At 75.2% G+C, this 25,680-nt stretch carries 21 protein-coding genes and 1 pseudogene; 12 read left to right on the top strand and 10 right to left on the bottom strand.

Annotation, left to right across the window (positions count from 1 at the left end; translation table 11 throughout):
* Nucleotides 1-91 precede the first annotated feature (91 nt).
* Genes ACH5AR_RS01475 through ACH5AR_RS01485 form a run of 3 tightly spaced genes read left to right on the top strand, consistent with a single transcriptional unit; the run spans nt 92 to nt 3,554 of the window.
* On the top strand, nt 92-1,663 hold the full coding sequence (locus ACH5AR_RS01475) for a flavin-containing monooxygenase (protein ID WP_396299309.1): 1,572 nt from the start codon (nt 92-94) through the stop codon (nt 1,661-1,663).
* On the top strand, nt 1,660-2,661 hold the full coding sequence (locus ACH5AR_RS01480) for an alpha/beta fold hydrolase (RefSeq protein WP_396299310.1): 1,002 nt from the start codon (nt 1,660-1,662) through the stop codon (nt 2,659-2,661). Before ACH5AR_RS01475 ends, ACH5AR_RS01480 begins: the two co-directional genes overlap by 4 nt.
* Complete coding sequence (locus tag ACH5AR_RS01485; RefSeq protein WP_396299311.1) at nt 2,658-3,554, top strand: SDR family oxidoreductase; 897 nt, start codon at nt 2,658-2,660, stop codon at nt 3,552-3,554. The genes ACH5AR_RS01480 and ACH5AR_RS01485 overlap by 4 nt, the downstream gene beginning before the upstream one ends.
* Nucleotides 3,555-3,640: 86 nt before the next feature.
* On the opposite strand, the gene ACH5AR_RS01490 is transcribed toward ACH5AR_RS01485, so the two are convergent.
* Nucleotides 3,641-5,101 carry a PLP-dependent aminotransferase family protein gene (locus ACH5AR_RS01490; RefSeq protein WP_396299312.1) on the bottom strand — a complete coding sequence of 487 codons (1,461 nt, stop codon included), beginning with the start codon at nt 5,099-5,101 and terminating at the stop codon, nt 3,641-3,643.
* Between the two features lie 186 nt (nt 5,102-5,287).
* Here ACH5AR_RS01490 and ACH5AR_RS01495 point away from each other — a divergent pair, with 186 nt between their 5' ends.
* Nucleotides 5,288-5,950, top strand: a complete 663-nt coding sequence (locus ACH5AR_RS01495) for a LysE family translocator (protein WP_396299313.1) — start codon at nt 5,288-5,290, stop codon at nt 5,948-5,950.
* Between the two features lie 89 nt (nt 5,951-6,039).
* Here the strand turns inward: ACH5AR_RS01495 and ACH5AR_RS01500 are convergent, their stop codons facing one another.
* The 4 genes from ACH5AR_RS01500 to ACH5AR_RS01515 form a co-directional block, all read right to left on the bottom strand.
* Nucleotides 6,040-7,053 (bottom strand): serine hydrolase domain-containing protein, encoded by a 1,014-nt coding sequence (locus ACH5AR_RS01500; protein ID WP_396299314.1) that lies wholly within the window; start codon nt 7,051-7,053, stop codon nt 6,040-6,042.
* Between the two features lie 212 nt (nt 7,054-7,265).
* The gene (locus ACH5AR_RS01505; RefSeq protein ID WP_396299315.1) at nt 7,266-8,204 is read right to left on the bottom strand and encodes a DUF6895 family protein; all 939 of its coding nucleotides are present in this window, start codon (nt 8,202-8,204) and stop codon (nt 7,266-7,268) included.
* Entirely contained in the window at nt 8,201-8,911 is a 711-nt protein-coding gene (locus ACH5AR_RS01510) for a hypothetical protein (protein WP_396299316.1), read from the bottom strand. The genes ACH5AR_RS01505 and ACH5AR_RS01510 overlap by 4 nt, the downstream gene beginning before the upstream one ends.
* 65 nt (nt 8,912-8,976) lie before the next feature.
* Complete coding sequence (locus ACH5AR_RS01515; protein WP_355252924.1) at nt 8,977-9,102, bottom strand: hypothetical protein; 126 nt, start codon at nt 9,100-9,102, stop codon at nt 8,977-8,979.
* Nucleotides 9,103-9,334: 232 nt separating this feature from the next.
* Between ACH5AR_RS01515 and ACH5AR_RS01520 the strand changes: the two genes are divergently transcribed.
* The gene (locus tag ACH5AR_RS01520; RefSeq protein ID WP_396299317.1) at nt 9,335-10,108 is read left to right on the top strand and encodes an SDR family NAD(P)-dependent oxidoreductase; all 774 of its coding nucleotides are present in this window, start codon (nt 9,335-9,337) and stop codon (nt 10,106-10,108) included.
* Between the two features lie 209 nt (nt 10,109-10,317).
* Complete coding sequence (locus ACH5AR_RS01525) at nt 10,318-12,159, top strand: ABC transporter ATP-binding protein (RefSeq protein ID WP_396299318.1); 1,842 nt, start codon at nt 10,318-10,320, stop codon at nt 12,157-12,159.
* Nucleotides 12,160-12,222: 63 nt separating this feature from the next.
* On the opposite strand, the gene ACH5AR_RS01530 is transcribed toward ACH5AR_RS01525, so the two are convergent.
* Nucleotides 12,223-12,891: a lysophospholipid acyltransferase family protein gene (locus ACH5AR_RS01530; protein WP_396299319.1), complete on the bottom strand. Its 669-nt coding sequence runs from the start codon at nt 12,889-12,891 to the stop codon at nt 12,223-12,225.
* A 176-nt stretch (nt 12,892-13,067) separates the two neighbouring features.
* Here ACH5AR_RS01530 and ACH5AR_RS01535 point away from each other — a divergent pair, with 176 nt between their 5' ends.
* Nucleotides 13,068-13,280, top strand: coding sequence for an EF-hand domain-containing protein (locus tag ACH5AR_RS01535; RefSeq protein WP_396299320.1), 213 nt, complete (start codon nt 13,068-13,070; stop codon nt 13,278-13,280).
* 136 nt (nt 13,281-13,416) lie between these two features.
* Here ACH5AR_RS01535 and ACH5AR_RS01540 read toward each other — a convergent pair whose 3' ends face one another.
* Nucleotides 13,417-15,621 carry a CDP-glycerol glycerophosphotransferase family protein gene (locus ACH5AR_RS01540; RefSeq protein ID WP_396299321.1) on the bottom strand — a complete coding sequence of 735 codons (2,205 nt, stop codon included), beginning with the start codon at nt 15,619-15,621 and terminating at the stop codon, nt 13,417-13,419.
* A gap of 796 nt (nt 15,622-16,417) precedes the next feature.
* Between ACH5AR_RS01540 and ACH5AR_RS01545 the strand changes: the two genes are divergently transcribed.
* Nucleotides 16,418-16,684: a hypothetical protein gene (locus ACH5AR_RS01545; protein WP_188298127.1), complete on the top strand. Its 267-nt coding sequence runs from the start codon at nt 16,418-16,420 to the stop codon at nt 16,682-16,684.
* 255 nt (nt 16,685-16,939) lie between these two features.
* The gene (locus ACH5AR_RS01550; protein WP_396299322.1) at nt 16,940-17,401 is read left to right on the top strand and encodes a YjbQ family protein; all 462 of its coding nucleotides are present in this window, start codon (nt 16,940-16,942) and stop codon (nt 17,399-17,401) included.
* 267 nt (nt 17,402-17,668) lie between these two features.
* Here the strand turns inward: ACH5AR_RS01550 and ACH5AR_RS01555 are convergent.
* Nucleotides 17,669-18,337: pseudogene (locus tag ACH5AR_RS01555) on the bottom strand (DUF1990 family protein); the annotation flags it as partial.
* On the opposite strand from ACH5AR_RS01555, the gene ACH5AR_RS01560 reads away from it, so the two are divergent.
* Nucleotides 18,265-18,483 carry a hypothetical protein gene (locus ACH5AR_RS01560; protein ID WP_396299323.1) on the top strand — a complete coding sequence of 73 codons (219 nt, stop codon included), beginning with the start codon at nt 18,265-18,267 and terminating at the stop codon, nt 18,481-18,483. The pseudogene ACH5AR_RS01555 and the gene ACH5AR_RS01560 overlap by 73 nt on opposite strands.
* Nucleotides 18,484-18,543: 60 nt before the next feature.
* On the opposite strand, the gene ACH5AR_RS01565 is transcribed toward ACH5AR_RS01560, so the two are convergent.
* On the bottom strand, nt 18,544-21,582 hold the full coding sequence (locus ACH5AR_RS01565) for an AAA family ATPase (RefSeq protein WP_396299324.1): 3,039 nt from the start codon (nt 21,580-21,582) through the stop codon (nt 18,544-18,546).
* Entirely contained in the window at nt 21,579-22,748 is a 1,170-nt protein-coding gene (locus tag ACH5AR_RS01570) for an exonuclease SbcCD subunit D (protein ID WP_396299325.1), read from the bottom strand. Before ACH5AR_RS01570 ends, ACH5AR_RS01565 begins: the two co-directional genes overlap by 4 nt.
* A 237-nt stretch (nt 22,749-22,985) precedes the next feature.
* On the opposite strand from ACH5AR_RS01570, the gene ACH5AR_RS01575 reads away from it, so the two are divergent.
* Together ACH5AR_RS01575 and ACH5AR_RS01580 are read left to right on the top strand one after the other, a co-directional pair.
* Complete coding sequence (locus ACH5AR_RS01575) at nt 22,986-24,209, top strand: hypothetical protein (protein WP_396299326.1); 1,224 nt, start codon at nt 22,986-22,988, stop codon at nt 24,207-24,209.
* Nucleotides 24,210-24,535: 326 nt separating this feature from the next.
* Entirely contained in the window at nt 24,536-25,192 is a 657-nt protein-coding gene (locus ACH5AR_RS01580) for a hypothetical protein (protein ID WP_396299327.1), read from the top strand.
* Nucleotides 25,193-25,680: the final 488 nt, after the last annotated feature.

The raw sequence follows: 25,680 nt of genomic DNA on the forward strand, positions 1-25,680 counted from the left end.
GGGTTCCGGAGGCGGACCCCGAGAGGTTCCGGGGCAGCGGTCCCCGGGAAAGCGTGACGATCACCGTCCCACCCTCAGGAGGTTCTGCCGCATGGCACCCAGCAGCAAGCGCCCCCGCCCCGGCGCATCCGAGGCGCCCGACCCCGCCACCGCGCAGGAGTCCGTCCCGCACGTCCGGGTGGCGGTGATCGGTTCCGGCTTCGGCGGGCTCGGCGCCGCGGTCCGGCTGCGCCGTGCCGGGATCACCGACTTCGTGGTCCTGGAGCGGGCGGACTCGGTGGGCGGCACCTGGCGCGACAACAGCTACCCCGGCTGCGCCTGCGACGTGCCCTCGCACCTCTACTCCTTCTCCTTCGCGCCCAACCCCGACTGGCCGCGCAGCTTCTCCGGCCAGCCGGACATCCGCGCCTACCTGGAGAAGGTCGCCACCGTCTTCGGCCTCCGCCCCCACCTGCGCTTCAACACCGAAGTGCTGGAGGCCCGTTGGGAGAGCGAGCAGACCCGCTGGCGGGTCACCACCTCGGCCGGCCAGTGGACCGCCGACGCCGTCGTCTCCGCCGCCGGACCGCTCGCCGACCCGCAGATCCCCGACCTGCCCGGCCTGAGCACCTTCCCCGGCACGGTGTTCCACTCCTCCCGCTGGGACCACGACTTCGACCTGACCGGCAAGCGCGTCGCGATGGTCGGCACCGGTGCGTCCGCCGCCCAGATCATCCCGTCGATCCAGCCCAAGGTCGGCAAGCTGACGGTCTTCCAGCGCACCCCGGCCTGGGTGCTACCGCGCCGCGACCGTGAGATCAGCCAGCTGGAGAAGTGGTTGCACGGCCGCCTGCCGATCACCGCGAAGCTCCGCCGGGGCACCCTCTTCGCCCTCCGCGAGCTCCAGGTGGACGCGTTCGTGCGCCGGCCCGGACTGCTGCGCCTGGTCCAGCAGCTCGCCGAGCGCCACATCGCCCAGGGCGTCCCCGACCCGGCGCTGCGGGCCCGGCTCACCCCGGACTACCGGATCGGCTGCAAGCGCATCCTGCTCAGCAATACCTACTACCCGGCGCTCGCGGCCGCCAACACCGAGGTCGTCTCCTCCGGCCTGCGCGAACTGCGCGGCTCCACGCTGGTCGCGGCCGACGGCAGCGAGCACGAGGTGGACGCCATCGTCTTCGGCACCGGATTCCACGTCACCGACATGCCCATCGGCGCCCGGGTGTTCGGCGTCAACGGCACCAGCCTGGCGGAGGAGTGGAAGGACGGCATGGAGGCGCTGCGCGGCTCGACCGTGCACGGCTTCCCGAACCTCTTCTTCGTCATCGGCCCCAACACCGGCCTCGGCAACAGCTCGATGATCCTGATGATCGAGTCCCAACTGAACTACATGATCGATGCGTTGACCATGCTGGGATCGATCGGTGCAGCTGCCATGCAGCCGACCGTGCGGGCCCAGCGGCAGTGGAACCTCGAACTCCAGCACCGGATGGACCGCACCGTCTGGACCACCGGCGGCTGCCGCAGCTGGTACCTCGACCCGAGCGGAAAGAACACCGTGCTCTGGCCCGGCTCCACCACCTCGTTCCGGCGGGCCACCCGCAAGGTGGACCTCGGCGAGTACGAGCTGATCATGCGCACCGCGCCGACCGCCGCCCGCACCGCCCAGGGGGTCTCCGCGTGAACGGCGTCCACCTGCCCGAGGAGTACGAACCGCCGGTACCCACCGAGGAGTTGGGCGTCATCTCGGCGGACGGGATCCGGCTGCACGTCGAGGTCCACGGCCGGCCCGGCGCGCCCACCCTGGTGCTCGCCCACGGCTGGACCTGCTCGACCGCCTTCTGGGCCCCCGTGATCCGGCAACTGGCCGACCGCTACCGGGTGGTGGCCTACGACCAGCGCGGCCACGGGCGCAGCGAGATCCCGCCGAGCCGGGCCCGCTACTCCACCCGGGCGCTGGCCGAGGACCTGTCCGCGGTGCTCACCCGGACCGTCCCGGAGGGGGAGCGGGCCGTGCTGGCCGGCCACAGCATGGGCGGGATGACCATCATGGCCGCCGGTGGCCGCCCCGAGGTCGCCCAGCGGACCGCCGCGACCGTCCTGGTCTCCACCGGCTCGGGCGACTTGGTCGCCGAGCTCACCGTGCTGCCGCCGGCCGTACGGGCCCGGGGCCTGCGGCGCTTCCTGCACCGGCAGCTGCTGCGCTCCCGGATGCCGCTCGGGCGGGTGTCGCCGGTCAGTCGGGCGGCGCTCAAGTACGCGACCATGGGGCCGGAATCGTCCGCCGGCCAGGTCGAGGCGACGGCCCGGATCGTGCACGCCTGCCCGACCTCCGTCCGCGCCAACTGGGCCGGGGTGCTGGACCGGCTGGACGTCCAGGCCGGGCTCGCCCGGCTCACCGCGCCCACGGCGGTGGTGGTCGGCACCGCCGACCGGCTGACCCCGCCGGTGCACGCGCACCGGATCGTCGCCGGACTCCGCGATGCGCAGGGCCTGTTGCTGCTGCCCGGGGTCGGCCACATGGCGCCACTGGAGCGGCCGGTCGAGGTCGCCGCCGAGATCCACCGGATGGCCGCCGCGTACCTGACGGCCGTGCCCGTCGCGGTTCCCGCCACCGCTCCCTACGCCGCCTCCGACGAGGCCGTTGCCGCTTCCGCCGATGAGAGGACCGCCGCCGCATGAACGCCATCCCGCCGTTGTCCGGGCAGGTCGTCGTCGTCACCGGGGCCGCGCGCGGTGTCGGTGCGTCGCTGGCCCGCAAGCTCTCCCGGCGCGGGGCCAAGGTGGCCCTGCTCGGGCTGGAGCCGGAGGAGCTGAAAGCCGTCGCCGCGCAGTGCGGCCCGTCCGCGACCAGCTGGGAGGCGGACGTCACCGACCTCGACGCGCTGGAGGACACCGCCCGGCGGATCAAGGAGCACTACGGGCGGATCGACACCGTGGTCGCCAACGCGGGGATCGCCATCGGCGGTCCGCTGACCGACAGCGACCACCGGGCCTTCAGCCGGGTCATCGAAGTCAACCTGCTCGGCAGCGTGGCCACCGCCCGGGCCTTCCTGCCGGCGCTTGCCGAGAGCCGCGGCTACCTGCTCCAGATCGCCTCGCTGGCCGCGTTGACCCCCGCGCCGCTGATGAGCGCGTACTGCGCCAGCAAGTCCGGCGTGGAGGCCTTCGCCCACTCGATCCGCGCCGAGGTGGCCTATCAGGGCGTCAAGGTGGGCGTCGGATACCTGAGTTGGACCGACACGGACATGGTGCGCGGGGCCGACGAGGACGCGGTGCTGAAGCAGATGCGTTCCCGGCTCCCATGGCCGGCGAACAAGACGTATCCGCTGGAGCCCGCAGTGGACCGGATCATCGCCGGGATCGCCCGCCGCTCCGCGCACGTTTACGCGCAGGCCTGGCTGCGCGGGATGCAGCCGGTCCGCTGGCTGCTGCCGACCCTGATCGCGGTCGTCGGATCCCGGGACGTGGCCCGGATCGCTCCCCAGCTCGCCGCCACCGCGGCGAGCCGACTGCGCGCCGTCGGCGCCGGGGGTGCGGCGGACACGGAGGTCCGGGGGAGGGGCGGCAGGTAGCGGGCGCCAGGTAACAACCGACGGCCGACGGCTGACAGATGACGGTCGACAGATGACAGATTTCGAAATCTGTCATCTGTCATCTGTCAGCTGTTCGTCGCCGCCCCGCCCCGCCCCGCGAGCCCCGCGAGCGTCTCCAGCGCCCGCGCCAGTACCGGCAGCGGCGGCGAGGCGAGTCCGACCCGGACGGCCGCCGGTGAGCGCCGGGGATCGACGGCGAAGGCCGTCGCCGGAGTGACGGCGATCCCGGCGCGCGCCGCCTCCGCGACGAAGGCCTCCGCCCGCAGGCCGGGCGGCAGCTCCCACCACAGGTAGTACGAGCAGGGGTCGGACCGCAGCCGCTGCCCCGCCAGTACCTCGCGCGCGAGCAGCTGCCGGGCCGTCGCGTCGGCCCGCTTCGTCGCCTGGACCGTGGCCAGCGTGCCGTCCCCGATCCAGCGCACCGCCGCCTCCAGCGCGAAGCCGCCCGGCGTCCACCCGCCCGAGCGCAGGGCCCCCGCCACCCGGGCCCGCAGCGCCGCCGGGACGACCGCGAACCCGGTGGTCAGCCCAGGCGCGAGTCGCTTGGAGAGGCTGTCCACGAGCACGGTGCGCTCCGGCGCGAGTGCCGCCAGCGGCGCCGACCCGGGCCGTAGGAAGGACCAGATCGCGTCCTCGACCACCGGCAGGTCGAGCCGCCGCACCACCGCCACCAGCGCCGTCGCCCGCTCCCGCGGCAGGCTCGTGCCGAGTGGGTTCTGCAACCGCGGTTGGACGTACACCGCCCGCAGTGGCGCCGTCCGGTGGGCGGCCGCCACGGCGTCCGGCAGCAGTCCGTCGCCGTCCACGGCCAGCGGCACCAGCACGATGCCCAGCCGCTCGGCCACCGCCTTGACCACCGGGTAGGTCAGCTCCTCGACGCCCAGCCGCTGCCCGGGCGGCACCAGCGCGGACAGCGCTCCGGCGATGGCCTGCCGCCCGTTGCCGGCGAACAACAGGGCCTCCGCGTCCACCTCCCAGGCACCCGCTTCCCCGGAGCCGGTCTTCGAGGCACCAGCCTCGCCGGAGCCGGTCTCCCCGGCACCCGCCTCCCGGGAGCCGGTCTGCCAGGCACCCGTCTCCCCCGAACCGGCCGCCCGGGTGCCGTCCGACACCAGCCCCGCGAACGCCCGCCGTGCCGCGCCCGTCCCGGCGGCGCCGACCGGCCGTAGTGCCTCGCCCAGCGCGTCGGGCCGCAGCAGCGGCGCCAGTGCCCCCGCCAGCAGTTCGGGCTGCCCGGGCACGGAGGGGTAGTTGAGTTCCAGGTCCACAGGTGCGTTGGCGGGTTCCGCGAGCGCCACCCGGGCGCCGTCCGGCGTGCTCCCGGCCCGGACGAAGGTCCCGCGGCCGACCTCGCCGACGGTCAGGCCCCGTCGGGCCAGTTCGCGGTAGACGCGTCCGGCCGTGGAGCCGGCGATCCCCCGGCTGCGGGCGAACGCGCGCTGGGTGGGCAGCTGCTGGCCGGGCCGCAGCCGCCCCGCCGCGATCTCGGCGGCGATCCGGTCGGCGATCAGGCGGTAGTCGTCCATCGGTGGTCAGCCCTCCCGGGGGTCCCTCGTCGCTGCCCGCCCCCGGACGGCCCGGAGGTCCATGGCCCGAACGGGTACGGCCCGAACGGGTACGGCCGGGACGGGTTCGGCCCGGCCCTGGCGCACATTGCACCGAGGGCAAAGTCATCATTGCACCGACCCGGCGCCCCGTCCTAGCCTCCTCTCATGGACGCGTTGACATCCGCCGTGAACGGCGGGGCGGTGCTCGGGATCGCCGCCGTGGCCCTGGGCATGGTGCTGTCGCCCGGGCCCAACATGATCTACCTGGTCTCGCGCTCGATCGCGCAGGGCCGCCGTGCCGGGCTGGTCTCGCTGACCGGGGTCGCGGCCGCCTTCCTGGTCTACCTGGTCGCGGTGACGGCGGGGGTGGCCGCGGTGTTCTCGGTGGTGCCCGCCCTCTACACCGTGATCAAGCTGGCCGGTGCCGGCTACCTGCTGTGGCTGGCCTGGAAGGCGGTCAAGCCGGGAGGCACGGCGGTCTTCGCCCCGCAGCAACTGCCGCCGGATCCGCCGCGCCGACTGTTCGCGATGGGTTTCCTGACCTGCTTGCTCAACCCCAAGATCGCCATCATGTACATCTCGCTGCTGCCGCAGTTCGTGGCTCCGGAGCGCGGTCACGTCGCCCTGCAGAGCCTGCTGCTGGGCCTGGTCCAGATCGCGATCGCGGTCAGCGTCAACGGCCTGATCGCGGTGAGCGCGGGGAGCATCGCGGCCTTCCTCAACCGCCGGCCCGGCTGGCTGCGGGTCCAGCGCTACGTGATGGGCACCGTCCTCGCGGGCCTCGCCGTGCACATCGCCGCGGACCGGGCCAAGGCTGTCGCCGTCTGAACCTGCCGTCGCCGTCTGAATCTGCCGTGGCCGTCCGGGGTTCGCCCGGGCCCGTCGTGCCGTCCCCGTCCGGGCTCCGTCCGGCGTCCTCAGGCCGTACGGCTGGCCACCCGTAGCGCCTCGTACCCGGCCTGGACGAACCGGCCGTCCAGCGCCGGGGCGGTGTTGGCCACCGCCGCGACGGCCGCCGGACCCTCCCGGGAGAACCCCACGAAGGCGGTGAACCCCCGGGTGCCGCCGCTGTGGAAGTAGAGGTCCCGGTCGCCCGAGCGGCGGTGCAGCCACGCCAGGCCGATCCGGTCGGTCGAGTGCGGCAGCCGCAGGCGCAGCCGTTGGACGTCCCGCAGTGCGGCCGGGAGCGGGCCGCCCGGGTCGGCCGCAGGCCCGCCGTCCAGGTGCGCCCGGAGGTAGCGCAGCAGGTCGGCCCCGTCGGCGCGGACCGCCCCGGCCCCCGGCAGCCCGGGGATCTGCCAGGGCGGCAGCGCCCGTCCGCGCCGGTACCCCGTCGCCCGGCCCGGCGGGTCCGGGGCGCAGGTCGTGGAGCGCAGGCCCAACGGCCCGCAGACCCGTTCGGTGAGCAGGTCCCCGTACGGCAGGCCGCCCGCCTCGGCGAGCAGCCGCCCGAGCAGCCCCACCCCGTAGTTGGAGTACCCGTACCGGCTACCGGGCTCGCTCCGCACCGTGGTTCGGGCCAGTGCCTCCCTCAACTGCTGGTCGTCGTAGGTCGCGTACGGGTTGCTGAACCAGGCCGGGACGGCCTTGGCGAGCAGTCCCGGGGGGAGCCCGGGCAGGCCCGAGGTGTGGGTGGCCAGGTGCAGCAGCCGGATCGGCTCGGCCGACCGCACCTTCGCCGCCCGCCAGTCCCGCGGCAGTCGGGCGTCGAGCGGGTCGTCCAGGGCGAGTTCACCGCGTGTGGCCATCTCGGCGAGCAGCAGCGCGGTGAACGTCTTGCTGACGGAGCCGAGCTCGAAGACCGTCTCGGGGGTGCAGGGCGCAGCGGCCGGGGCCCGTCCGGTCCGCCCGAAGCAGCGCACGTCGGCCTCGTCGCCGTGGGCCAGGGCGACCGTCACGGCGGTGGCGTAGGGCTGGGCGGCCCGCACCACCGCCGTGACCGCGGCATCCAGGTCACGCCTGCCGCAACGGCGCGGGCCCGAACCCTCAGGGCCCGAGTCGTGCGCGTCCGAGCCGCGAGGGCCCGAGCCGCGCGGCTCCGAGTCAGCCGGGCCCGCGTCGCGCGCGTCCGGCCCCCGCAGGCCGGAGCCACGCGCATCCGCTCCGGCCGGGCGCGTGCCCGAGCCGCCCGCGTCGAGCCGCCTCAAGGGGCCGCCACCGGTGTCCCGCCGAGGGCCCGGGAGAGGGTGACGGTGGCCGCCACGACCCCGACCACCGCGGTGTGGCAGTGCTGGCGGAAGTCCTCCTCGGGGTCCTCGTTGTCGGGGGCGGAGCCCTCGCACTTGATCATCCCGTCCGGCTGCTGGGCCGCGGTCAGCGCCTCCCAGCCGGCCCGGCCGGTGACCGGTTCGCCGATGCAGGAGTCCACGATGAGCAGCTCGCCGGCGAGGTCCCACTGCTCGATCTCCAGCCAGATGTCGAGCCAGACCGGCAGCCAGTCGCGCAGGTAGTCGCGCATCGGCTCGGGCAGGCACTCGGGCCGGGCGCCCCAGTCGGTGAGGTGGAAGACGGTGTGGGTGACCTGGTAGGCGATCACCCAGGCGATGGTCCACGGTTCGGGGAGGGCGCCGAGCCAGGTGTTCCGGGCCAGTCGGGGCCAGTCGGGCTGGGGTTCGAGGCCCGCGATCCGCCGGGCGTTGGCAAGGGCGAGGTGGCGGCTGCCCTGGATCTCGACGGCGTGCACGGCCCGGAGCCGGCCGATCGAGGTGAGCAGCTCCTCCATGGCGGCGTGGCGGTAGCCGGACCGGGCGAAGTGGCCGTACGTCTCCAGCGGGTCGACGAGGGTGACGTGCCGCAGCTGTCGTTCGAGCAGCAGGTCGCCCTCGCCCAGCTGGGCCCAGGCGGCTTCGAGCAGCTCCCGGGCGAGGCGGGCGTCGTGCGGGCCGGTGACGCCGTCGCGCAGCACCAGCGAGGAGGCCAGGGCGGCCTCGCAGAGCGGCTTGTAGACGTCCTCGGGGTCGGCCAGGTCGACGATGGTGCTCTCCTCCAGGCGGCTGTAGCCGCGCTGGTAGCCGTCGTGCAGCCACGCCAGCGAGCGCGAGCCGAGCTGCTGGGCGGTGGTGAGGATCCCGGTGTCGGTCATCTCGTCGCCCCGTTCAACAGGTACTGCGCGATGGTGAGTTCGAGGCCGGAGCGGGCCGTCCCGTCGCCGGCGAAGCGGATCCGGTCCAGCACGGGTTCGAGCTCCAGCCGGAGCGGCCGGCCCTCGGCCTGCGCCCAGGCGAGCCAGCGGGCGAGCCGGACGGCGGTGGTGGGGTCGCGGCGGAGCATGCTGCGGACGGTGCCGCGGGCGAGGTCCAGGGTGTTCGAGCGGACGGCGTCGTGCACCGGGCCGTCCAGCGTCGGCAGCGCCAGCGAGGACAGCTGGGCCATCCGCTTCGACCAGGCCTGCCAGCCGACCGTCTCGGGGCCGGACGGCGCCGCGTACGGCGCCGGCTCCTCCGCCCCGTACGGTGTGCGGGCGAGCAGGCGGCCGGCCGCCCAGTCCTGCCATCCGATCACCAGGGCGGCCTCCTCGGAGGCGGGGGCCGGTGCGGGGAAGGCCACGCGCGCCTCGGCCAGCAGGGCGGCGGTGGTGTCGTCGGGTTCCGCGCCGGTGAGCAGTTGCGGCGCGAACAGGTCCGCGCCGAGCACCCGTACCGCGGCCAGCAGCGGGCGGGGCACCAGGGTGTCGGGGTCCGCGAGTGCGGCCGTGCCCTCGCCGTCCCGCAGGACGGCGAGGGTCCGGTCCGCCACCCGCTCGACCGCCGCGGCGAACTCGTCACGGAGAGGGGTCTCGGCGGTTGGCATGGTGATCGGGTCCCCCTTCGGGAGGATTGGTCACGGGCCCGAGGCCCGGCGGGGAAGAGGCCGGCCTACCGGGTCGGCTTCTCCTTCGGTCCCTTCGGGGAGAGGAGCAGCAGGGCGGCGAGCAGCACCGCGCCGGCGGCCTCGGGCAGGTACGTGGGCGCGTCGGACACGACGGCCTCGTCCTCCACCATCAGGCTCGCGAGTGTCTCGGCCTCGAGCGTCGCGCTGTGTGACGTCGTGGCCGTTTCGGTCCGGAACTGAGTAAGCATCAGGAGTGCCTCCTCGTCAGGATTTCACCGCCCGGTCGGACGATGCCCCTGTTCGACACTACGAGCACCTCCCGGCACGTGCATCCGGAGCCCGCTGAGCCGGGGCAGTGCGCTCGGTGTGGGCGCGGGTGCGGGGAGTCGGTACGGTCGGGGCATGACCACAGCCTTGATCACCGGCGCGACCGCCGGCATCGGAGCCGCCTTCGCCCGCCGGCTCGCCCGCAGCGGCTACCGGCTCGTCCTGGTGGCCCGGGACACCGAGCGCCTGGAGCGCGCAGCCGCCGACCTGCACGGCAGGTACGGCACCGAGGCGGAGGTGCTGACCGCCGACCTCGCGACCGACGAGGGCATCGGCGCCGTGGAGGCCCGGCTCGCCGACGCCTCCCGCCCGGTGGACCTCCTGGTCAACAACGCCGGCTTCGGCAACAAGGGAGCCTTCGGGACCGTCCCGCTCCAGGACGAGCTGGCCATGCTGAAGGTGCACATCGAGGCGATCCTGCGGCTGACCACGGCCGCCCTGCCCGGGATGCGGGAGCGGGGCCGCGGCGCGATCGTCAACGTCGCCTCGGTGGCGGCCTTCCTGCCGCGCGGCACGTACGGCGCGAGCAAGGCCTGGGTGGTCAGCTTCACCCAGGGCGTGCTGCGCGACCTCGGGGGCACGGGCGTGCGGATGATGGCGCTGTGCCCGGGCTTCACCCGGACCGAGTTCCACCAGCGGGCCGGCATGGGTACGGGCAACATCCCGTCCTGGTCCTGGCTCTCCGCCGAGCGGGTGGTGGACGAGGCGATGCGCGACCTGGCACGCGGCCGGTCGGTGTCCGTGCCGGGCAAGCGGTACAAGGCGGCGGTGGCCATCGCCCGGGTGCTGCCCTCGGGCAAGCTCGGCGGGCTCTCCTCGAAGGCCGCGCGCACCTACCGGACCGACTGACCGGGGGAGGGGCGGTCGGGACGGCGGGGGTACCGGTCTCCCGTCCGTCCGTCCGACCGGCCGACCGGCAGACCGACCGGGAGGGGCCAAGGAATAGAGCTACCCTCACTATTAGCTTGTCTAACTATGAGCTGTCCTCGCTATGCTGGCACCCGCCCGACCGTCCGCCCGACCGTCCGCCCGACCGCCCCACCCAGGGAGGCCCGTCCTTGAGGCCCACCGCCATCGACTGGACCCCGCCCGAGCGCGCCGCCGGAGACCCCCGACCGGCCGCCGAGTGGCGCCGCATCCTCGCCCTCTTCCGCCCGTACCGGGGCCGCCTGGCCGCCGTCGGGCTGCTGGTCGCCGCGTCCGCCGTGGTGTCGGTCGTCTCGCCGTTCCTGCTCAAGGCCGTCCTGGACACGGCCATCCCGCAGGGCCGCACCGGGCTGCTCAGCCTGCTCGCGCTCGGCATGATCCTCACCGCCGTGGTGAACAGCATCTTCAACGTCCTCCAGACGCTGATCTCCACCACGGTCGGCCAGCGCGTCATGCACGACCTGCGCACCGCCGTCTACGGCCACCTCCAGCGGCAGTCGCTGGCCTTCTTCACCCGCACCCGCACCGGCGAGGTGCAGTCCCGGATCGCCAACGACATCGGCGGCATGCAGTCCACGGTGACGTCCACCGCGACCAGCCTGGTCTCCAACCTGACCGCGGTGGTCGCGTCCGTCGTCGCCATGGTCGCCCTCGACTGGCGGCTGACCGTCGTCTCGCTGCTGCTGCTCCCGCTGTTCGTCTGGATCAGCCGCCGGGTCGGCCAGGAGCGCAAGAAGATCACCACCGAGCGGCAGAAGCAGCTCGCCGCGATGAGCTCGGCGGTCCAGGAGTCGCTCTCGGTCAGCGGCATCCTGCTCGGCCGCACGATGGGCCGCTCCGGCTCGCTCGCCCGCGAGTTCACCGGGCAGTCCGACCAGCTCGCCGAGCTGGAGGTGCGTGCCAGCATGGCCGGGCGCTGGCGGATGAACACCATCCAGATCGTGATGGCCGCGATGCCCGCGCTGATCTACTGGGCGGCCGGGCTGACCTCCGCCGCCGGTGCGCCGATCGTCTCGGTCGGCACCCTGGTCGCCTTCGTCACCCTCCAGCAGGGCCTCTTCCGCCCGACCGTCAGCCTGCTCTCCACCGGCGTGGACGTGCAGACCTCGCTCGCGCTCTTCCAGCGCATCTTCGAGTACCTGGACCTGCCGGTCGAGATCGACGAGCCGGCCGATCCGGTCACCCTGGCCGACGTCCGCGGCGAGGTCCGCTTCGAGGGCGTCGACTTCCGCTACGACCCGGCGCAGGAGCGCCCGACCCTGGCGGGCGTCGAGCTGACGGTCCCGGCCGGGACCTCACTGGCCGTGGTCGGCGAGACCGGCTCGGGCAAGACCACCCTCAGCTACCTCGTCCCGCGGCTGTACGACGTCACCGGCGGGCGGGTCACCCTGGACGGCGTGGACGTGCGGGAGCTGTCCTTCGAGACCCTCGCCCGCGCGGTCGGCGTGGTCTCCCAGGAGACCTACCTCTTCCACGCCTCGGTCGCCGAGAACCTGCGCTTCGCCAAGCCCGGCGCGAGCGACGAGGAACTGGTCGAGGCCGCCCGGGCCGCGCAGGTCCACGAGACCATCACGGCCCTGCCGGACGGCTACGACACCCTGGTCGGCGAGCGCGGCTACCGCTTCTCCGGCGGCGAGAAGCAGCGGCTCGCGCTCGCCCGGACGATCCTGCGCAACCCGCCGGTGCTCATCCTCGACGAGGCCACCAGCGCGCTGGACAACCGCACCGAACGCGCCGTCCAGCAGGCCGTGGACACCCTGGCCGCCGGCCGTACCACCATCACCATCGCGCACCGGCTCTCCACCGTCCGCGGCGCCGACCAGATAGCCGTCCTGGACCACGGCGAGGTGGTCGAACTCGGCACCCACGAGGAGCTGGTGGCGCTGGACGGCCGGTACGCGGCGCTGCTGCGCCGGGAGGCGCCGGAGGCCGTGCCGTGGCAGCCGGAGCGGGCCGCGGTCGGGCGGGTCTGAGGGGACGGCCGGGCGCGGCGCCGGACCGGTGTCCGGCCGCGGGCCCCGGACGGGGTCCGGCGGTCAGGCCGCCTTCGGGACCTCGTTGTAGCTCTCCGCGACCTCCTGGCCGGAGAGCCGCTGGATGGCCGCCATCACCTCGTCCGTCACCTGGCGGCGGGCCTTCAGCGAGCGGGCCTGCCCGTGCAGCTCGTCGAAGTGCAGCGGCTCGCCGAAGCGGACCGTCACCTTCTTCAGCCGCGGCACCCGCTTGCCCACCGGCAGGATCTGCTCCGGGCCCTCCAGCGCCACCGGCACCACCGGGACGCCCGCCGTCAGCGCGAGCCACGCGACACCCGTCTTGCCCCGGTAGAGCCGACCGTCCAGGGAGCGGGTGCCCTCGGGGTAGATGCCGAAGGCCTTGCCGGCCTCCAGGATCTCCAGCGCCGACTCCAGCGAGGCCTGAGCGGAGCGGTAGGTGCCGCGCTCGACCGGCACGGCGCCGATGGCCTCGAAGAAGCCCTTGGAGAGCCGGCCCTTGAGCCCGGTGCCGGTGAAGTACTCGGCCTTGGCGAGGAAGTGGACCCGGCGCGGGGCGGTCAGCGGGATCACCACGCTGTCGATGAAGGACAGGTGGTTGCTGGCCAGGATCACCCCGCCCTTGCGCGGCACGTTCTCGACCCCCTCGATGACCGGCCGCCAGATCCCCCGCGAGACCGGTTTCAGCACCAACTTGGTGGCGAGGTCGAGCACGATTCCCTCCCTGGACGAACGACCGCCCGGGAGGAGCCCGGGCCTGCAATCAGACCCGCAGACTACGACACCCACCCCCGCGCACGTCCACTCCCGGCGACCGTGGCGCGCGCCACGGCCGGGTAGGGTACGGCCGTCCGAACCGAGCAACACCCCGTAGTACCCAGGAGGGCACGATGGAGACCACCGAGGCGATCAAGGCCTTTTTCGACCGTTTCGACAAGGACGGCGACGGCAAGATCACCGCGGCCGAGTACGCCCTGGCCGCCAACGAGATGGGCGACCACGACGTCACCCTCTCGATGGCCGAGGCGCTGATCCACAGCATGGACACGAACCACGACGGTGTGCTGACCTTCGAGGAGTTCCTGTCCGCCCGCCAGCGCTGAGCCCTCGCTGAGCCGGCGCCGGGCCCGCGCCGGGCCCCGCGCCGACGGGGCCGGTCGCCGTACCGGCGGCACCGGCCCTGTCCGCAGGCCCGTCCGTGCGGGCTCGTTCGCGTGCGGGCCCGTTCGCGTGCGGGCCCTACCGGTCCTCCACCGGGAACACCCGGCGCACCACCCGCTCCGCGGCCCCGCCGTCGTCCCAGACGCAGAACTTCGCCCGGAAGCGCTTCCGCGCCGCCGGCTCCGGATCGCCCGCCAGCAGCGCCCGCGCCAGCCCGTCCGCGTCCACCGTGACCGCGCCCGGCGGCTCCGCGAACAGGTCGAAGTAGACGCCGCGTTCCCGCCGGTACTCCTCCCAGTCCGGGGCGAAGATCACCACCGGCCGGTCCAGCACGGCGTAGTCGAACATCATCGACGAGTAGTCCGTCACGAGCGCGTCCGCGGCGAGGTAGAGGTCCTCGACGGTCGGGTGCGCCGAGACGTCCACGATCCGCGCCGATTCCGCCCCGGCTCCGGTCAGGTCGCCCGGGCCGTCGGTGTGGAAGTAGTGGGTGCGCACCAGCAGGGTGAAGTCCGGGCCCAGCTGCCGGGCCAGCTCCGCCACGTCCAGCAGCGGCACGTAACCGCCCTTGCTGCCGCGGTGGGTCGGCGCGTACAGCACCGCCCGGGTCTGCGGCCGCAGCCCGAACCGCTCGCGCATCTCCCGGACCTCGTCCGACGTCGCGTTCGCCAGGCGGTCGTTGCGCGGGTAGCCGGTGTCCAGCATCTCGTACCGGCCGGGGAAGGCACGGGCGAAGTGCACACTGGTGTGCGGGTTGGGGGAGACCAGGAAGTCCCAGCGGTCGACGGCCTCCTGGAGCTGGTCGAAGTCCATCCCCTCGGCCGCCGCCGGGTGGTCGCGCAGGTCCATGCCCATCGCCTTGAGCGGAGTGCCGTGCTGGGTCTGGACGTGCACCGTCCCCGGCCGCTTCGTCATCGTGCGGGGGAAGTTGACGTTGTTGACGAAGTACTTGGCGGTCGCCATCACCTTGAGGTACCCGGGGGTGTTGACGACCACGTACGGCACCCCCGGCGGCATGGCGGCGGCCTGGGCGCGGTTCTCCACCACCCACACCCCCCGGATCCGCGGGGCGAGTTCCTTCGCCTTCTCGTAGATCGCCGCCGGGCTGCACGCGTAACCCCGGTGCCAGTACGCGGCGTAGACCGCGAGGTCGTGGTCCAGCGGCAGCCGCCGGAACGCGTTGTACGCGGTGAACCGGGCGCCGCTGCGCATCCCCTTCTTCACCGCGGGCGCCACCGCCCGTGCCCCGCGCTTGAGTTCGCGCGGCAGCCGGCCGGTGCGGCGCAGCTCCGCGTAGGCGATCCGGGCGCCGCGGGCGGCCAGCCGGTACTGCACGCCGCGGATCCCGCCCGGGAAGCGGTACCCGGCCGGGCGGTGGCGGTCGAAGTGCCGGGCGGTCCGCTGGAAGAAGTCCCTGCGCAGGTCGGTCGGGACCAGCCCGGGGGTGTCGTAGACGTTCAGCGCCTGGCGGACGGTCCGGTCGAAGACCAGGGTGCGCAGCGACTCCGGGACGGGTCGGCCGGGGCGGTCCGGGCGGTCCAGGAAGGCGAAGATCGCGTCGTACTGGGCGAACACGTCGGCGTGCTTGGGGGAGGCGGTGGCGGTGATGGCGCCGTCCCGGCCGCGCCGGTAGAAGTAGCAGGGGCGGTCGAGGTAGCGCAGCCGCTCGGCGGCCAGCAGCGCCGGGTAGGTGACCGAGATGTCCTCGTAGTAGCCGCGGCCGAAGGAGACGCCGAGGCCGTCCAGGAAGGCCCGGCGGAACAGCTTGTTCCAGACCGACATCACGGTCCGGAACAGCGCCGGGTGCTCGGCCAGGGTGCAGCCCTCGACCAGCGGCGAGCCGGTCAGCACGTGGCGCCAGGGGTTGGGCTCCGTCCCGCCGTCCGGGTAGACGTGGGTGAAGTCGGTGATCAGCACGTCGACCGGGGTCTCCCGGTCGTGCTCGCGCGCCAGCTCGTCCAGCAGCGCGCCGACCGTCCCCTCGGGCACCCAGTCGTCGCTGTCCACGAACCAGACGTACTCGCCGCGGGCCTGTGGCAGGGCGGCGGTGCGGGCGCCGCCGAGGCCCTGGTTCTCGGTGAGGTGCAGCACCCGCAGCCGACTGTCGCGGGCCGCGTAGGCGTCCAGGATCGCGCCGGAGCCGTCGGGGGAGAGGTCGTCGACCGCGATCACCTCGAATCGGGTCTCCGCGGCGGGGGTGTCGCCGAGGATCGAGTCGAGGCAGCGGGGGAGGTACCGCTCCACGCCGTGGACCGGGAGCACGATGCTGAGGAGGAGGGACACGCTGGCCGAGTGTACCGATCCACCGGGTGCGACCTGCGCGGACGTCCGGTGCGGCCGGGGGAGGCCCTGGGCGGGGCCGACGGCGGGGGAGCCCGGCGGACCCGGGACCGCCGGTGCCGGGCCCCTCGCGGGGCGGCACCGGCAGTCAGGTGGCGGTCCGGCCGACCCTCGACGGCCGACCGCCGGTCCGGGCACCGCGCGAGCCTGGCCACCGCAGCGTCGAGGCGGCCGGGCAGTGGCTCGCGGGAGCCGGAGTTCTTCATCACTACTCGAACACGCGCACGAGTGCGGTGCGGGCACCGGCGTGTGCATCAGATACTGCTTGGAGGAATGACGGGAGTCAATCCCTCGAATGTGTTCACTTCCTGAAGTCGGGCGGTCACGATTGCGGTCGCGCCCCGCCGGTCGTCGCCGGGCTGCGGCGGACACGGGGGTGATCGCTATGTCGATGTGGCGGCTGTCCCCTTATACGGGGACGCGGACGGTATGCGGGAACGCGGACGCGCGCACGCCGACGGGGTGGGGCGGGCCGCGGAGCCGCCGGGGCGCTTCGCGGTGCGCCGGGCGCGCGTCGAGCGCACGTTTCCGCGCCCGCGCCCGCCGGCCCTGGTGACGTACGGCCGGTCGTGCACCATCATTGATGCCTAGTCGTGACCGGACCGGGCGGCCCCTGGTGCTTCGTCAGTTGACGCCGCACGATACGGTGGCACAACACCAAGGACGGTTGCGCGAAGGCCGTCCGACACGGATAGTCTTCGCCTCACGGCCCTGGCGCCTCGTAGGGGTGGGAAAACTGATGGAACACATGCAAGTGCGGACTCGGCCCCGCGTGCCGGCGGTCCAGTGCGGTGTCGGTACGACCGGCCGCCGGATCGACCGACACCTGGCCGTGCTCGGCGCGCCCGCACTCCCGGCGGTGGACACCGCCGAGGCGCTCGGGTTGATAAGGGAGCTCACGCCGCGCGGCGCCGAGGCCCCGACGACCCGTCGCCGCCACACCAGGATCTCGCTGCTCACGCCGCTGCGTCGGCTGCGGCGGAGCCTCTTCGGCGGGCGGGGCTAGACGCCGGGGCCTGCTGTCCCAGGCCCTGATCCGGTCGGCGCGGTACGGGTCCCTCCCCGCCGCCCGCTCGGGAACCGACCCGGTGGACCTCACGGTCCGCCGGGTCTTCGGTGTGTCCGGAGACGGCCCGGCGGGCGTCCCCGGCCGGGCCGCGCGAGTGGTCTGAACCTTTCACCCTACGCGAGTCTGCCTCCCCGGCACGGCGAGACGGCGAGGGAGTACGCCCGATCCGCTGACCTGGGCCAGGATGGCGCCATGGCGGACAACAACCACTCCACCCGGGTCGGCGCCTTCCCGACCACCACCTTCCAGAGCTGCACCTTCGAGATCACCACGGGAAACCGCGAGGTCGCGCTCGACATCACCGACCGCTGCGCCGCGTTCCTCGACGAACGGGCCACCGGCCGTGACGGCCTGCTCAACGTGTTCGTCCCGCACGCCACCGCGGGGATCGCGGTGCTGGAGACCGGCTCCGGCAGCGACGACGACTTCCTGGCCACCCTGCGGGACCTCCTCCCGGCCGACGACCGCTGGCGCCACCGGCACGGCAGCCCGGGCCACGGTCGGGACCACGTGGTGCCCGGCCTGGTCGCCCCGCACGCCACCCTGCCGGTGCTCGGCGGCCAACTGGCGCTGGGCGTCTGGCAGTCGGTGGTGCTGATCGACACCAACGGGGACAACCCGCGCCGGACCGTCCGGCTCTCCTTCCTCGGCTGACGCGCGGGGCCGGAGGCGGACGGAAGGGGGCCGCTCGTGGCACCACCCGACGGCGGGCAGCCCGGCGGGCGGAGGCAGCGGGCACTCGGCGCGGCCGGCACAGCGGCCCCGGCGGGACCAGCGTACGTTCACGGCCACCGCGGCGAGGTAGTGCCCGATCGCCAGGTGCCGGCAGAGCAGGGCGACCGGCCTGCCGGCCCCGGGCGTGCCAGGCGGACAGCCGGGAGAACGCGGTGACCTCGAACCGGACCTCGCCGTCGGCGTCCAGGGACACCGGAACGCCTCCTCGCCGCGCTCCGGGTGCCCGGGGAGGGTGCCGTACCCGAAGCCGATCCGGTCCGGCTCCTCGACCGTCCACCCCACCCGGCGGGGGACCACCGGTCGCGGTCGGTGGCTGCCCGGCAGGTTCAGCCGCGGCAGAACCGTTTCACCCTCCCGGGCGTGGCCGCCCGGGTACACCGCGAAGCCGGTGCCCGTCCGGCTGCCCCAACCGAGGACGTACCGCCCGGCCCGCTCCAGCACCCCCGGTCCCTGCCTCGGGTGGACCCGGCGCCGCAGGTGGGCGTACCGGTCCGAGAGCCGCCGGTCCCTGCCCCGGGTGGACCCGGCGCCGCAGGTGGGCGTACCCGTCCGCGAGCCGGCCGGCCCCACCCCGGGTGGCGCCCGCCTCGGGGTACGACGGGGTGGTGGCGCGGGCGGCGACGAGGCGCCGGTGCAGGTCGGCGGGCATGCCGGCCACGGTGGCCGCCGGGCGGGCGGGGGCGGCCGGCGGGGCGTCGGCAGAGCGTCGGCGGCGCACCCCTCCGCCCGCGGGCCCGGGGCGGCGGTTGCCGCGGAGCGGGGGAGCGGAGTAGGAAGGCGGCATGAGCGACACCGGTACGAACCAGGAAGCGGCCGTCTGCGACCTCGCGCCCGACGGCACGGCGGAGGCGGCACTGCGGCACGACCCGGAGGCGGCCGGGCCGCGCGCCGACTGCGTGCTGTGCGGCGAGCCGACCGAGCTGCCCGCCGACCGGCCGGGCAGCACCCTCTGCCCGGTGTGCGCCTGGCAGCAGGCGCAGCGGATCGCCTGCTCGGGCTGACCCGGGGCCGGGCAGCCGGGGCCCGGGCCCGCCCGGGCAGGCCCGGCCGGCCGCTCGCCGTTACGCGTCCTCCCGCCCCGCCAGCGCCAGGGTCGAGCCGTGCCGCTCCTTGCGGACCAGCAACTGGGAGGGGATGCGGCTGCGCAGGTCGGCGACATGGCTGACGATGCCGACCGCGCGGTCCCGCTCGCGCAGCCCGTCGAGGACGTCCATGACCTCCTCCAGGGCCTGTTCGTCGAGGGTGCCGAAGCCCTCGTCGATGAAGAGGGTGTCCAGCGGCATGCCGCCCGCCTCGTCGGTGACCACGTCGGCCAGCCCGAGGGCCAGGGAGAGCGAGGCGAAGAAGCTCTCGCCACCGGAGAGCGTCGCGGTGTCCCGCTCGGTGCCCGTCCAGGCGTCGACCACCCGCAGGGCCAGGCCCGAGCGCTTGGTGCCGGTGCCCCGGTCGTCGCTGTGCACCAGGGTGTAGCGCCCACCGGACATCCGCACCAGCCGGTCGCTGGCCGCCGCCGCGACCTGCTCCAGCCGGGCCGCCAGGACGTACGACTCCAGGCGCATCCGCAGCCGGTTCTCCGCGGAGGTGCCGGCCGCGAGCGCGGCGAGCCGGGTGATCCGCCCGTACCGGTCCAGCGCCGGGGCCAGCTCGGCGGCGAGCCCGGCCAGCTCGCGCCCGATCCCGGCCAGCGCCGCACAGCGCTCCCGGGCCGCGGCGTGGGCGGCGTGCGCCCGGCCGAGCCGGTCGGTGGCGGCGTCCAGCGCAGCCGTGACGGCGGTCAGGTCCACCGGCGGACGGCCCGCGGCCGCGGCCAGCTCCGGCCGCGCCAGCTCGCGGCGGACGGCGGCGGTCTCCGCCCGGTGCCGCTCCAGCCGGGCCTCCAGCCGCTCGCGCTCCTCGCGCGGCAGCAGGACCGCCAGCGCCGCCTCGGCGTCCGGGAAGCCCGCCGCGGCCGCGGCCTTGCCCAGCGCCTCCTCGGCCTCGCCCAGCCGGGCCGCCGCCTCCGCGTGCGCCCGGGCGGCGGCGGCGGCCCCGGCGACCGCCTCGGTGAGCCGGATGAGGGCCGCGGCCCGGTCGGCGACCGAGGCCGCCTCGCCCCGGGCGGCCGCCACCCGGGCGGACAGCGCCTGCTGCTCGGCGCCGAGCGCCAGCAGCCGGTCGGAGAGGACGGCGGCGCGCTCCCTGGCGCCGTGCAGCTCGTCGACCCGGCGGGCACGCTCCTGCGAGAGCCGGGCGATCTCCTGCTCGACCCGGCCGAGCGCCTCCGCCGCGTGCCGCGCCTCGCGGTGATCGCGCTCCAGCCCGGCGAGGGCCAGGGCGAGCGCCTCGACGGTGTCCGGCCCGGCCGCGCCGGCGGCGGTGGCCTCGCGCACCCGCAGCGCGGTGAGTGCCTGGTCGGCCTCCGTCCAGACCCGCTCGGCGGCGGCCAGCGCCAGACGCGCCCGCTCCTCGTCCTCGGCGCCGACCCGGCTGCCGGGTGCGGCCGCGGCGGGCGCCGGGTGCTCGGGCGAGCCGCAGACCCGGCAGGCCTCGCCCGGGCGCAGCTGCTCGGCCAGCTCGGCGGCCATGCCGCGCAGCCGGCGGTCCCGCAGGTCCAGGCCGTGCTCGCGGGCGTCCAGGACGGCGGTGCGCAGCGCGGCGACCCGGGGCTCGGCCGCGGCGATCTCGGCGCGCAGGCCGTCGCGCTCCCGGGCCGCGCCCAGGCGCACGGCCAGCTCCGCGCGCTGCCCGTCCAACTGCTCGACCCGGGACGACGCCGACCCGGCCTCGGTGTGCTGCTGCTCCAGGCGGCCCAGCTCACCCTCGAACTCGGCGAGCCAGTCCTGCGCCTCCTCGGCCAGCTCCTCGGCGGTGCGTCGCGCCTCCGTCAGGGAGCGCTGCTCGTGGGCGAGTTCGGCGCAGCGCCGCTCCTCCGCCCGGGCCGCCTCCAGGCGGACCACCTCGGCCCGCAGCCGCAGCTCGGCCTCGGCCAGCCCGGCGGTGTCCGCCCCGGCGAGCTCCCGGCCCTCGCCGCCGGCGCCGGCGAGGGCTGCCCGGTGCCGCTGCTCCGCCAGCCGGGCGCGCCCGAGCGCCTCGGCCGCGCCCTCGCGCAGCCGCAGTGCCGACTCCACCCCGACGGCCTCCTGAGCGGCGGCCAGCCGCCGCCGGTCCGCGGCCGCGGCGGGCTCGAAGCCGGCCAACCGCTCGGCCAGGCCCACCGCCTCCCGGTGTCGGCGCTGGTGCCCGGCCAACTCCTCGGCGGCCTCGCGCCGCTCCTGGGCGGCGCGCTGGGCCGCCCCGGCACTCGCGAGGGCGGCCTCGGCGACGGCGAGCTGCTCGGCCGCGCCGCCGCGCAGGACCGCCGCCCACGCCAGCACCCCGTCGGTCAGGCCGGGGTCGTCGTCCTCGGCCGGCACCCAGTCCGCGGCGGGCTCGGCACCCGGGCCGGCCGCCTGTTCGGCCTTGCTGGCGAGGTCCCGCAACCGGCGGCGGCCGGCCTGGACGACGGCCTCCCCGCCGCGGCGCTGCTCGGCCAGCCAGGCCTCCACGTGCTGGAACCGCTCGGTGTCGAACAGCCGCCGCAGCAGCTTGCCGCGTTCCTCCGAGTCGGCCCTGAGGAAGCGGGCGAAGTCCCCCTGCGGCAGCAGCACCACCTGGCAGAACTGCTCCCGGTTCATGCCGACCAGCCGGTGGATCTCCTCCCCGGCCTCCTGGTGCGACTTGCTGAGCCCGCGCCAGCCGGGCGTGCCGTCGCCGGTGTCCTCGACCCACTCGCGCAGCAGGGTCTGCGCCCGCTCCACGGTGGTGCCGGTGCCGATCTTCTTCGGCCGGCGCTGCTCCGGCAGCCGGGTGATCCACAGCCGCCGCCCGCCGAGCGTCAGCTCCAGGTCCACCGAGGTCAGCCGCTTCGGATCGGCGTGGTCGCTGCGCAGCCTGGCGGCCCGGCGGGCACCGGGCGTCTCGCCGTACAGGGCGAAGCAGACCGCGTCCAGCACGCTGGTCTTGCCCGCGCCCGTGGCGCCGCGCAGCAGGAACAGCCCGCCGGCGGCGAGCGCGTCGAAGTCCACCGTCTCGCTGCCCGCGAACGGGCCGAAGGCGGTGACGGTGAGCCGGTGCAGCCTCATCCGGGCAGGTCCGCCTTCCGGTCGGTGGTCTCCCGGACGCGCTCGAAGCCCTCGCGCAGCCAGCCGAGCTCCTCCGGCCCGGGCGCGGCCCCTGGGCGGACGTGCCGCAGGAAGCCCTCCGCGATCTCGAGGTCCGCGCGGCCGCCGACCCGCGCCGCGTACGACCGGGAGGGCTCGGCCTCGCTGCGCTCGGGGTCGAACAGCAGCTGGAGGGTGTGCGGGAAGCGCCGGCGCAGCCGCTCCATCGGCTCGCTCGGCCGGGCCGCGTCGGTGAGCGTGGCCTGCACCCAGGACTGCTCGTGCTCGGCGTACCGCTCCTCGGCGAGCAGCTCGTCGAGGGTGCCGCGCAGGGTGGCCAGCCGGCGCGGCACGGGGCACGGGACGCGCTCGGCCGTCACCGCGCCGTCGGCGGCCAGGTCGACCAGCCACATCGTCTTGCGCTGGCTCGCCTCGGAGAAGGAGTAGGCGAGCGGGGAGCCGCTGTAGCGCAGGTGCGGGGCGAGCGTCTGGCAGCCGTGCAGGTGGCCGAGTGCGGCGTAGTGCACGCCGTCGAAGACCGCGGCGGGCACGGAGGCGACTCCGCCGACCGCGATGTCCCGCTCGCTGTCGCTCGGCGCGCCGCCGGTGACGAAGGCGTGCGCCAGCACCACCGCCCGGGTGCCGGACGGCCGCGCCGCGAGGTCCGCCCGGACCCGTTCCATCGCTGCGCCGAGCACCGCCGCATGCCCGCCCTTCGCCAGCCCGAACCGCTCGCGCACCAGCGTCGGCTCCAGGTAGGGGAGCCCGTAGACGGCCACCGGGCCGTGCTCGTCCGCCAGCAGGACGGGCTCGGCGCACCCGTCCGGGTCGGTCCGCAGGTGGATGCCGGAGCGGCCGATCAGCCCCGCTCCGACGCCCAGGCGCCGCGCCGAGTCGTGGTTGCCGCTGATGAAGACCGTCGGGACGCCGAGGTCGGCCAGCCGGTGCAGCACGTCGTCGAACATCGCGACCGCTTCCAGGCCGGGCAGTGCGCGGTCGTACACGTCCCCCGCGACCAGCACGGCCTCCACGCCCGCGGACCGGACCACCTCCACCAGGTGGTCCAGGAAGGCGCGCTGGGCGTCGTGCAGGCTCTCCCGGTGGAACGAGCGCCCGAGGTGCCAGTCGGAGGTATGCAGCAGTCGCATGGTCCCCGACCTTAACCCGGGGCACCGACAATCCCGTCCGGCGCCGGGGAAGCGCACGCACCGGCGGGGCCGCGGGCCCCGGGTCCGGGGGGCGGCGGGTGACGGGAGGGCGCGGCACCGACCTTGTTCGATTACCGGGGGTGCATTGTCAGTGGCTCTGTGTATGTTCCTCGACGTCGGCCGCTCCAGCCGGGGGCGGCCGGGGGCCCGGTGTCGGGCGAGCCAGGAGGAGGAGCGATGACTGCGGTGAGCGGGACGGTGGGCGAGTCGGTGCGCGGGTCGGTGACGAGTACGGCGCTGACGAGCGGAGTGGTGAGCAGGGCGGTGAGCGGGTGGGGGCGCGAGGTGCGGGGCGGCGCGGCGGCCCCGCCGCCCCGGCGGCGCCGGCGGGTGCTGGTGCTGTCCGGGCGGAGGCCGGGCGGCGGGGTCGGCGGGGCGTCGGCGGCCGGTCCCGGCGGCCCGGTGCCGCCCGGCGGCGGGCGGCCGCCGGGGGCCCGTGCGGGCGGAGGCGGCGCGCGGGTGGCCGGGTACGGCGGGCGGGCACGGGGCGCGCCGCCGCCCCAGCCGGTGGCGCTGGCCCTGGCCGTCGACCCGGCGGACTTCGCCGGGCTGGCGCGGTACGGGCTGTTCGGCGGGCTGGGGCACCAGGCCTACCTGCGTCGGGCCGAGGAGCAGCTGACGGCCCTGCACCGGCAGGGGCTGGAGGTGCACCTGCGGGTCCTGGAGGCGGGCGACTTCGAGGACTACTGCGAGGCGCTCGGCCTCGATCCGCGGTTGCCCGCCGCCCGGGTCGCCTATGCGGGCGATCCGGACCTGGCCGGGGAGCCGTTCGTCTACGCGGGGGAGCGGCTGGCCGAGCTGATCCCGGTGCTGCTGGACGACCACCGGGCGCGGGTCCGGATGTCCGTGGCCTGCGCGGCCCTGCTGGACGCCGTCGGGGAGGACCCGGCCGGGCAGCTCCGGATGACGGCCGTGATGCGGTACGTGACGTCGGTCTACCTGGCGCTCGCCGGGGGAGCCGGGGAGGGGTGCCACCTGCTGACGCTGCGCTGCCACGGCCCGGAGGACGGCGAGGAGCTCACCTCCGCGGTGGACGTCCGCGTGGAGGACGGGCTGCTGCGCCCGGCCGGGCGGGACGCCGAGGCGTTCTGCGTCACGCTCGCGGCCGGCATCGCACTGGGCGGCGAGGGGGCGCTGCTGCTGCACGGGGATCCGTCGGCCGGGGCGGGGGCCGACGGCCCGCGAGCCTCCCCGGCGGGTGGCGCCGCGCCCCGACCGCCGGTGCTCGGCTGGGCCCTGGCGGGCGGGCGGCTGCGGCCGATGACCGCGCACGAGGTCTTCGACGAGCTGGCCGACGACGCCGCGCGGGGGCTGCCCTTCCCGCCCGGGGTGGAGCCCAGGCCGGGGTTCCCGCTGCCCGGCTTCCGGGGCGCCGCGGAGGGGGGTGGGCCGCTGGGGTGATCCGGGGCGTCCGTCGGCTCGGAGCGGCCGGGGTGTCGTCGGCTCGGTGTCCACGCTTCCACCGCCTCCGCGTCCACCATGCGGCGCTGGGGACTGTTCATCGACCGCCTGTTCGGGGAAGATTCGGAGAAGATCAACAGCAGGAGCGTGCGGTGCCCCACGCCGCCGTTCCGGCCGCTCCGTACCGCGCCCTGCAGGTCCTCCCGCGCATCGCCGGTCCGGCGAAGCCCGACAGCGAGAGGGGGACGGATGAACGAGCGGAGCGAGCTCGGTGCCCGGGGGTGCACGCGGGTGGACACCCCCGTCGAGGTCCGCGGGGCGAGAGCATGAGCCCGATCGAGTACAGCGCGGAGATCTCCGAACTGCTCGGGAGGGTGCGGCGTCGCCCCACGGCGGGCTGGCCGTGGCGCCCGGGCGAGCAGGTGCCGCAGGGGCTGCCGGTCAAGCAGTCCTGGGGGTGGCTGTTCGCGCCGGACGGGCGGGTGCTGACACTGGTGAACCCGCGGGACGGCATCTGCTCGCTGCCCGGCGGCTCGCTGGAGCCGGAGGACGGCGGGGATCCCGCGGCCGCCCTGGCCAGGGAGGCCGGCGAGGAGGCGCAGGCCCTGATCGGTCGGCCGTACTACCTCGGCTACCTCTACGACCGGGTCGGTTCGGCCAACGGCGGGCACGAGTGCGCACGGGTCCGGATGGCGGCGGCGCTGCGGGCGGTCGGCCCCAGCGAGGCCGACCCGGCCTCGGGCCGGCACTACCGGCGCCTGCTGGTCGCGCCGGGCCTCGCCGTCGAGCTGCTCGGCTGGGGTGCGCCCGGGCTGCGGCAGGCCCGTGCGGCGGTCGCCACCGCGGCGCGCCGGCTCGGCGTGCCCGTGGCCGCGAACGAGGCGATCGAGGAACTGCCGGTCGAGGGCTGCACGGTCTTCCCGGAGGCCGTCGACCCGGGCGCCCCGCACCCGGGAGGCGGCCGCCCCGGCGCGCAGGGATGACCGCGAGCCTCGCCGTACTCCTGCGCGACGGCGCTCCTGTATGCCGCTCTTGTACGCGGCCCGGTGTGCGTGACACGGCTGATGCGCCGCCACGGCCGCCGTCAACACCGACCGCCCAGGGCGGGTCGGCCGCGACGGTGAATCTCGGGATGGCACCGATGCCCCTTTTGGCCCACCTTCCGGTATTTCCCGACCCGTGCCATCAGCCCCCCCTTGCGCGCCCTGACACCCGATCGGAATCCGACCCGGCAATGACCGGGCGGCAATCCCCCGCTTGCCTTGCATGGAATTTCTGCAAGTTGCCGGTCCGGGTGTGCGGCGCTACGCGCGTCACCCTGCACCCTCGTTGACCTGGGCGAAATCACGGAGCGTCAGCGGCAGTTCATCTCCAGGCTGTCAGACGGTCCGTCAATATCTTTGGCATGACCGCTTCCGGGGTGGGCTACCGCCTGGTATCACTTCTGTGACCCTCACCACGCCACCCCACT

This window comes from Kitasatospora sp. NPDC018619 (genome assembly GCF_044391605.1).
Lineage (GTDB): Bacteria > Actinomycetota > Actinomycetes > Streptomycetales > Streptomycetaceae > Kitasatospora.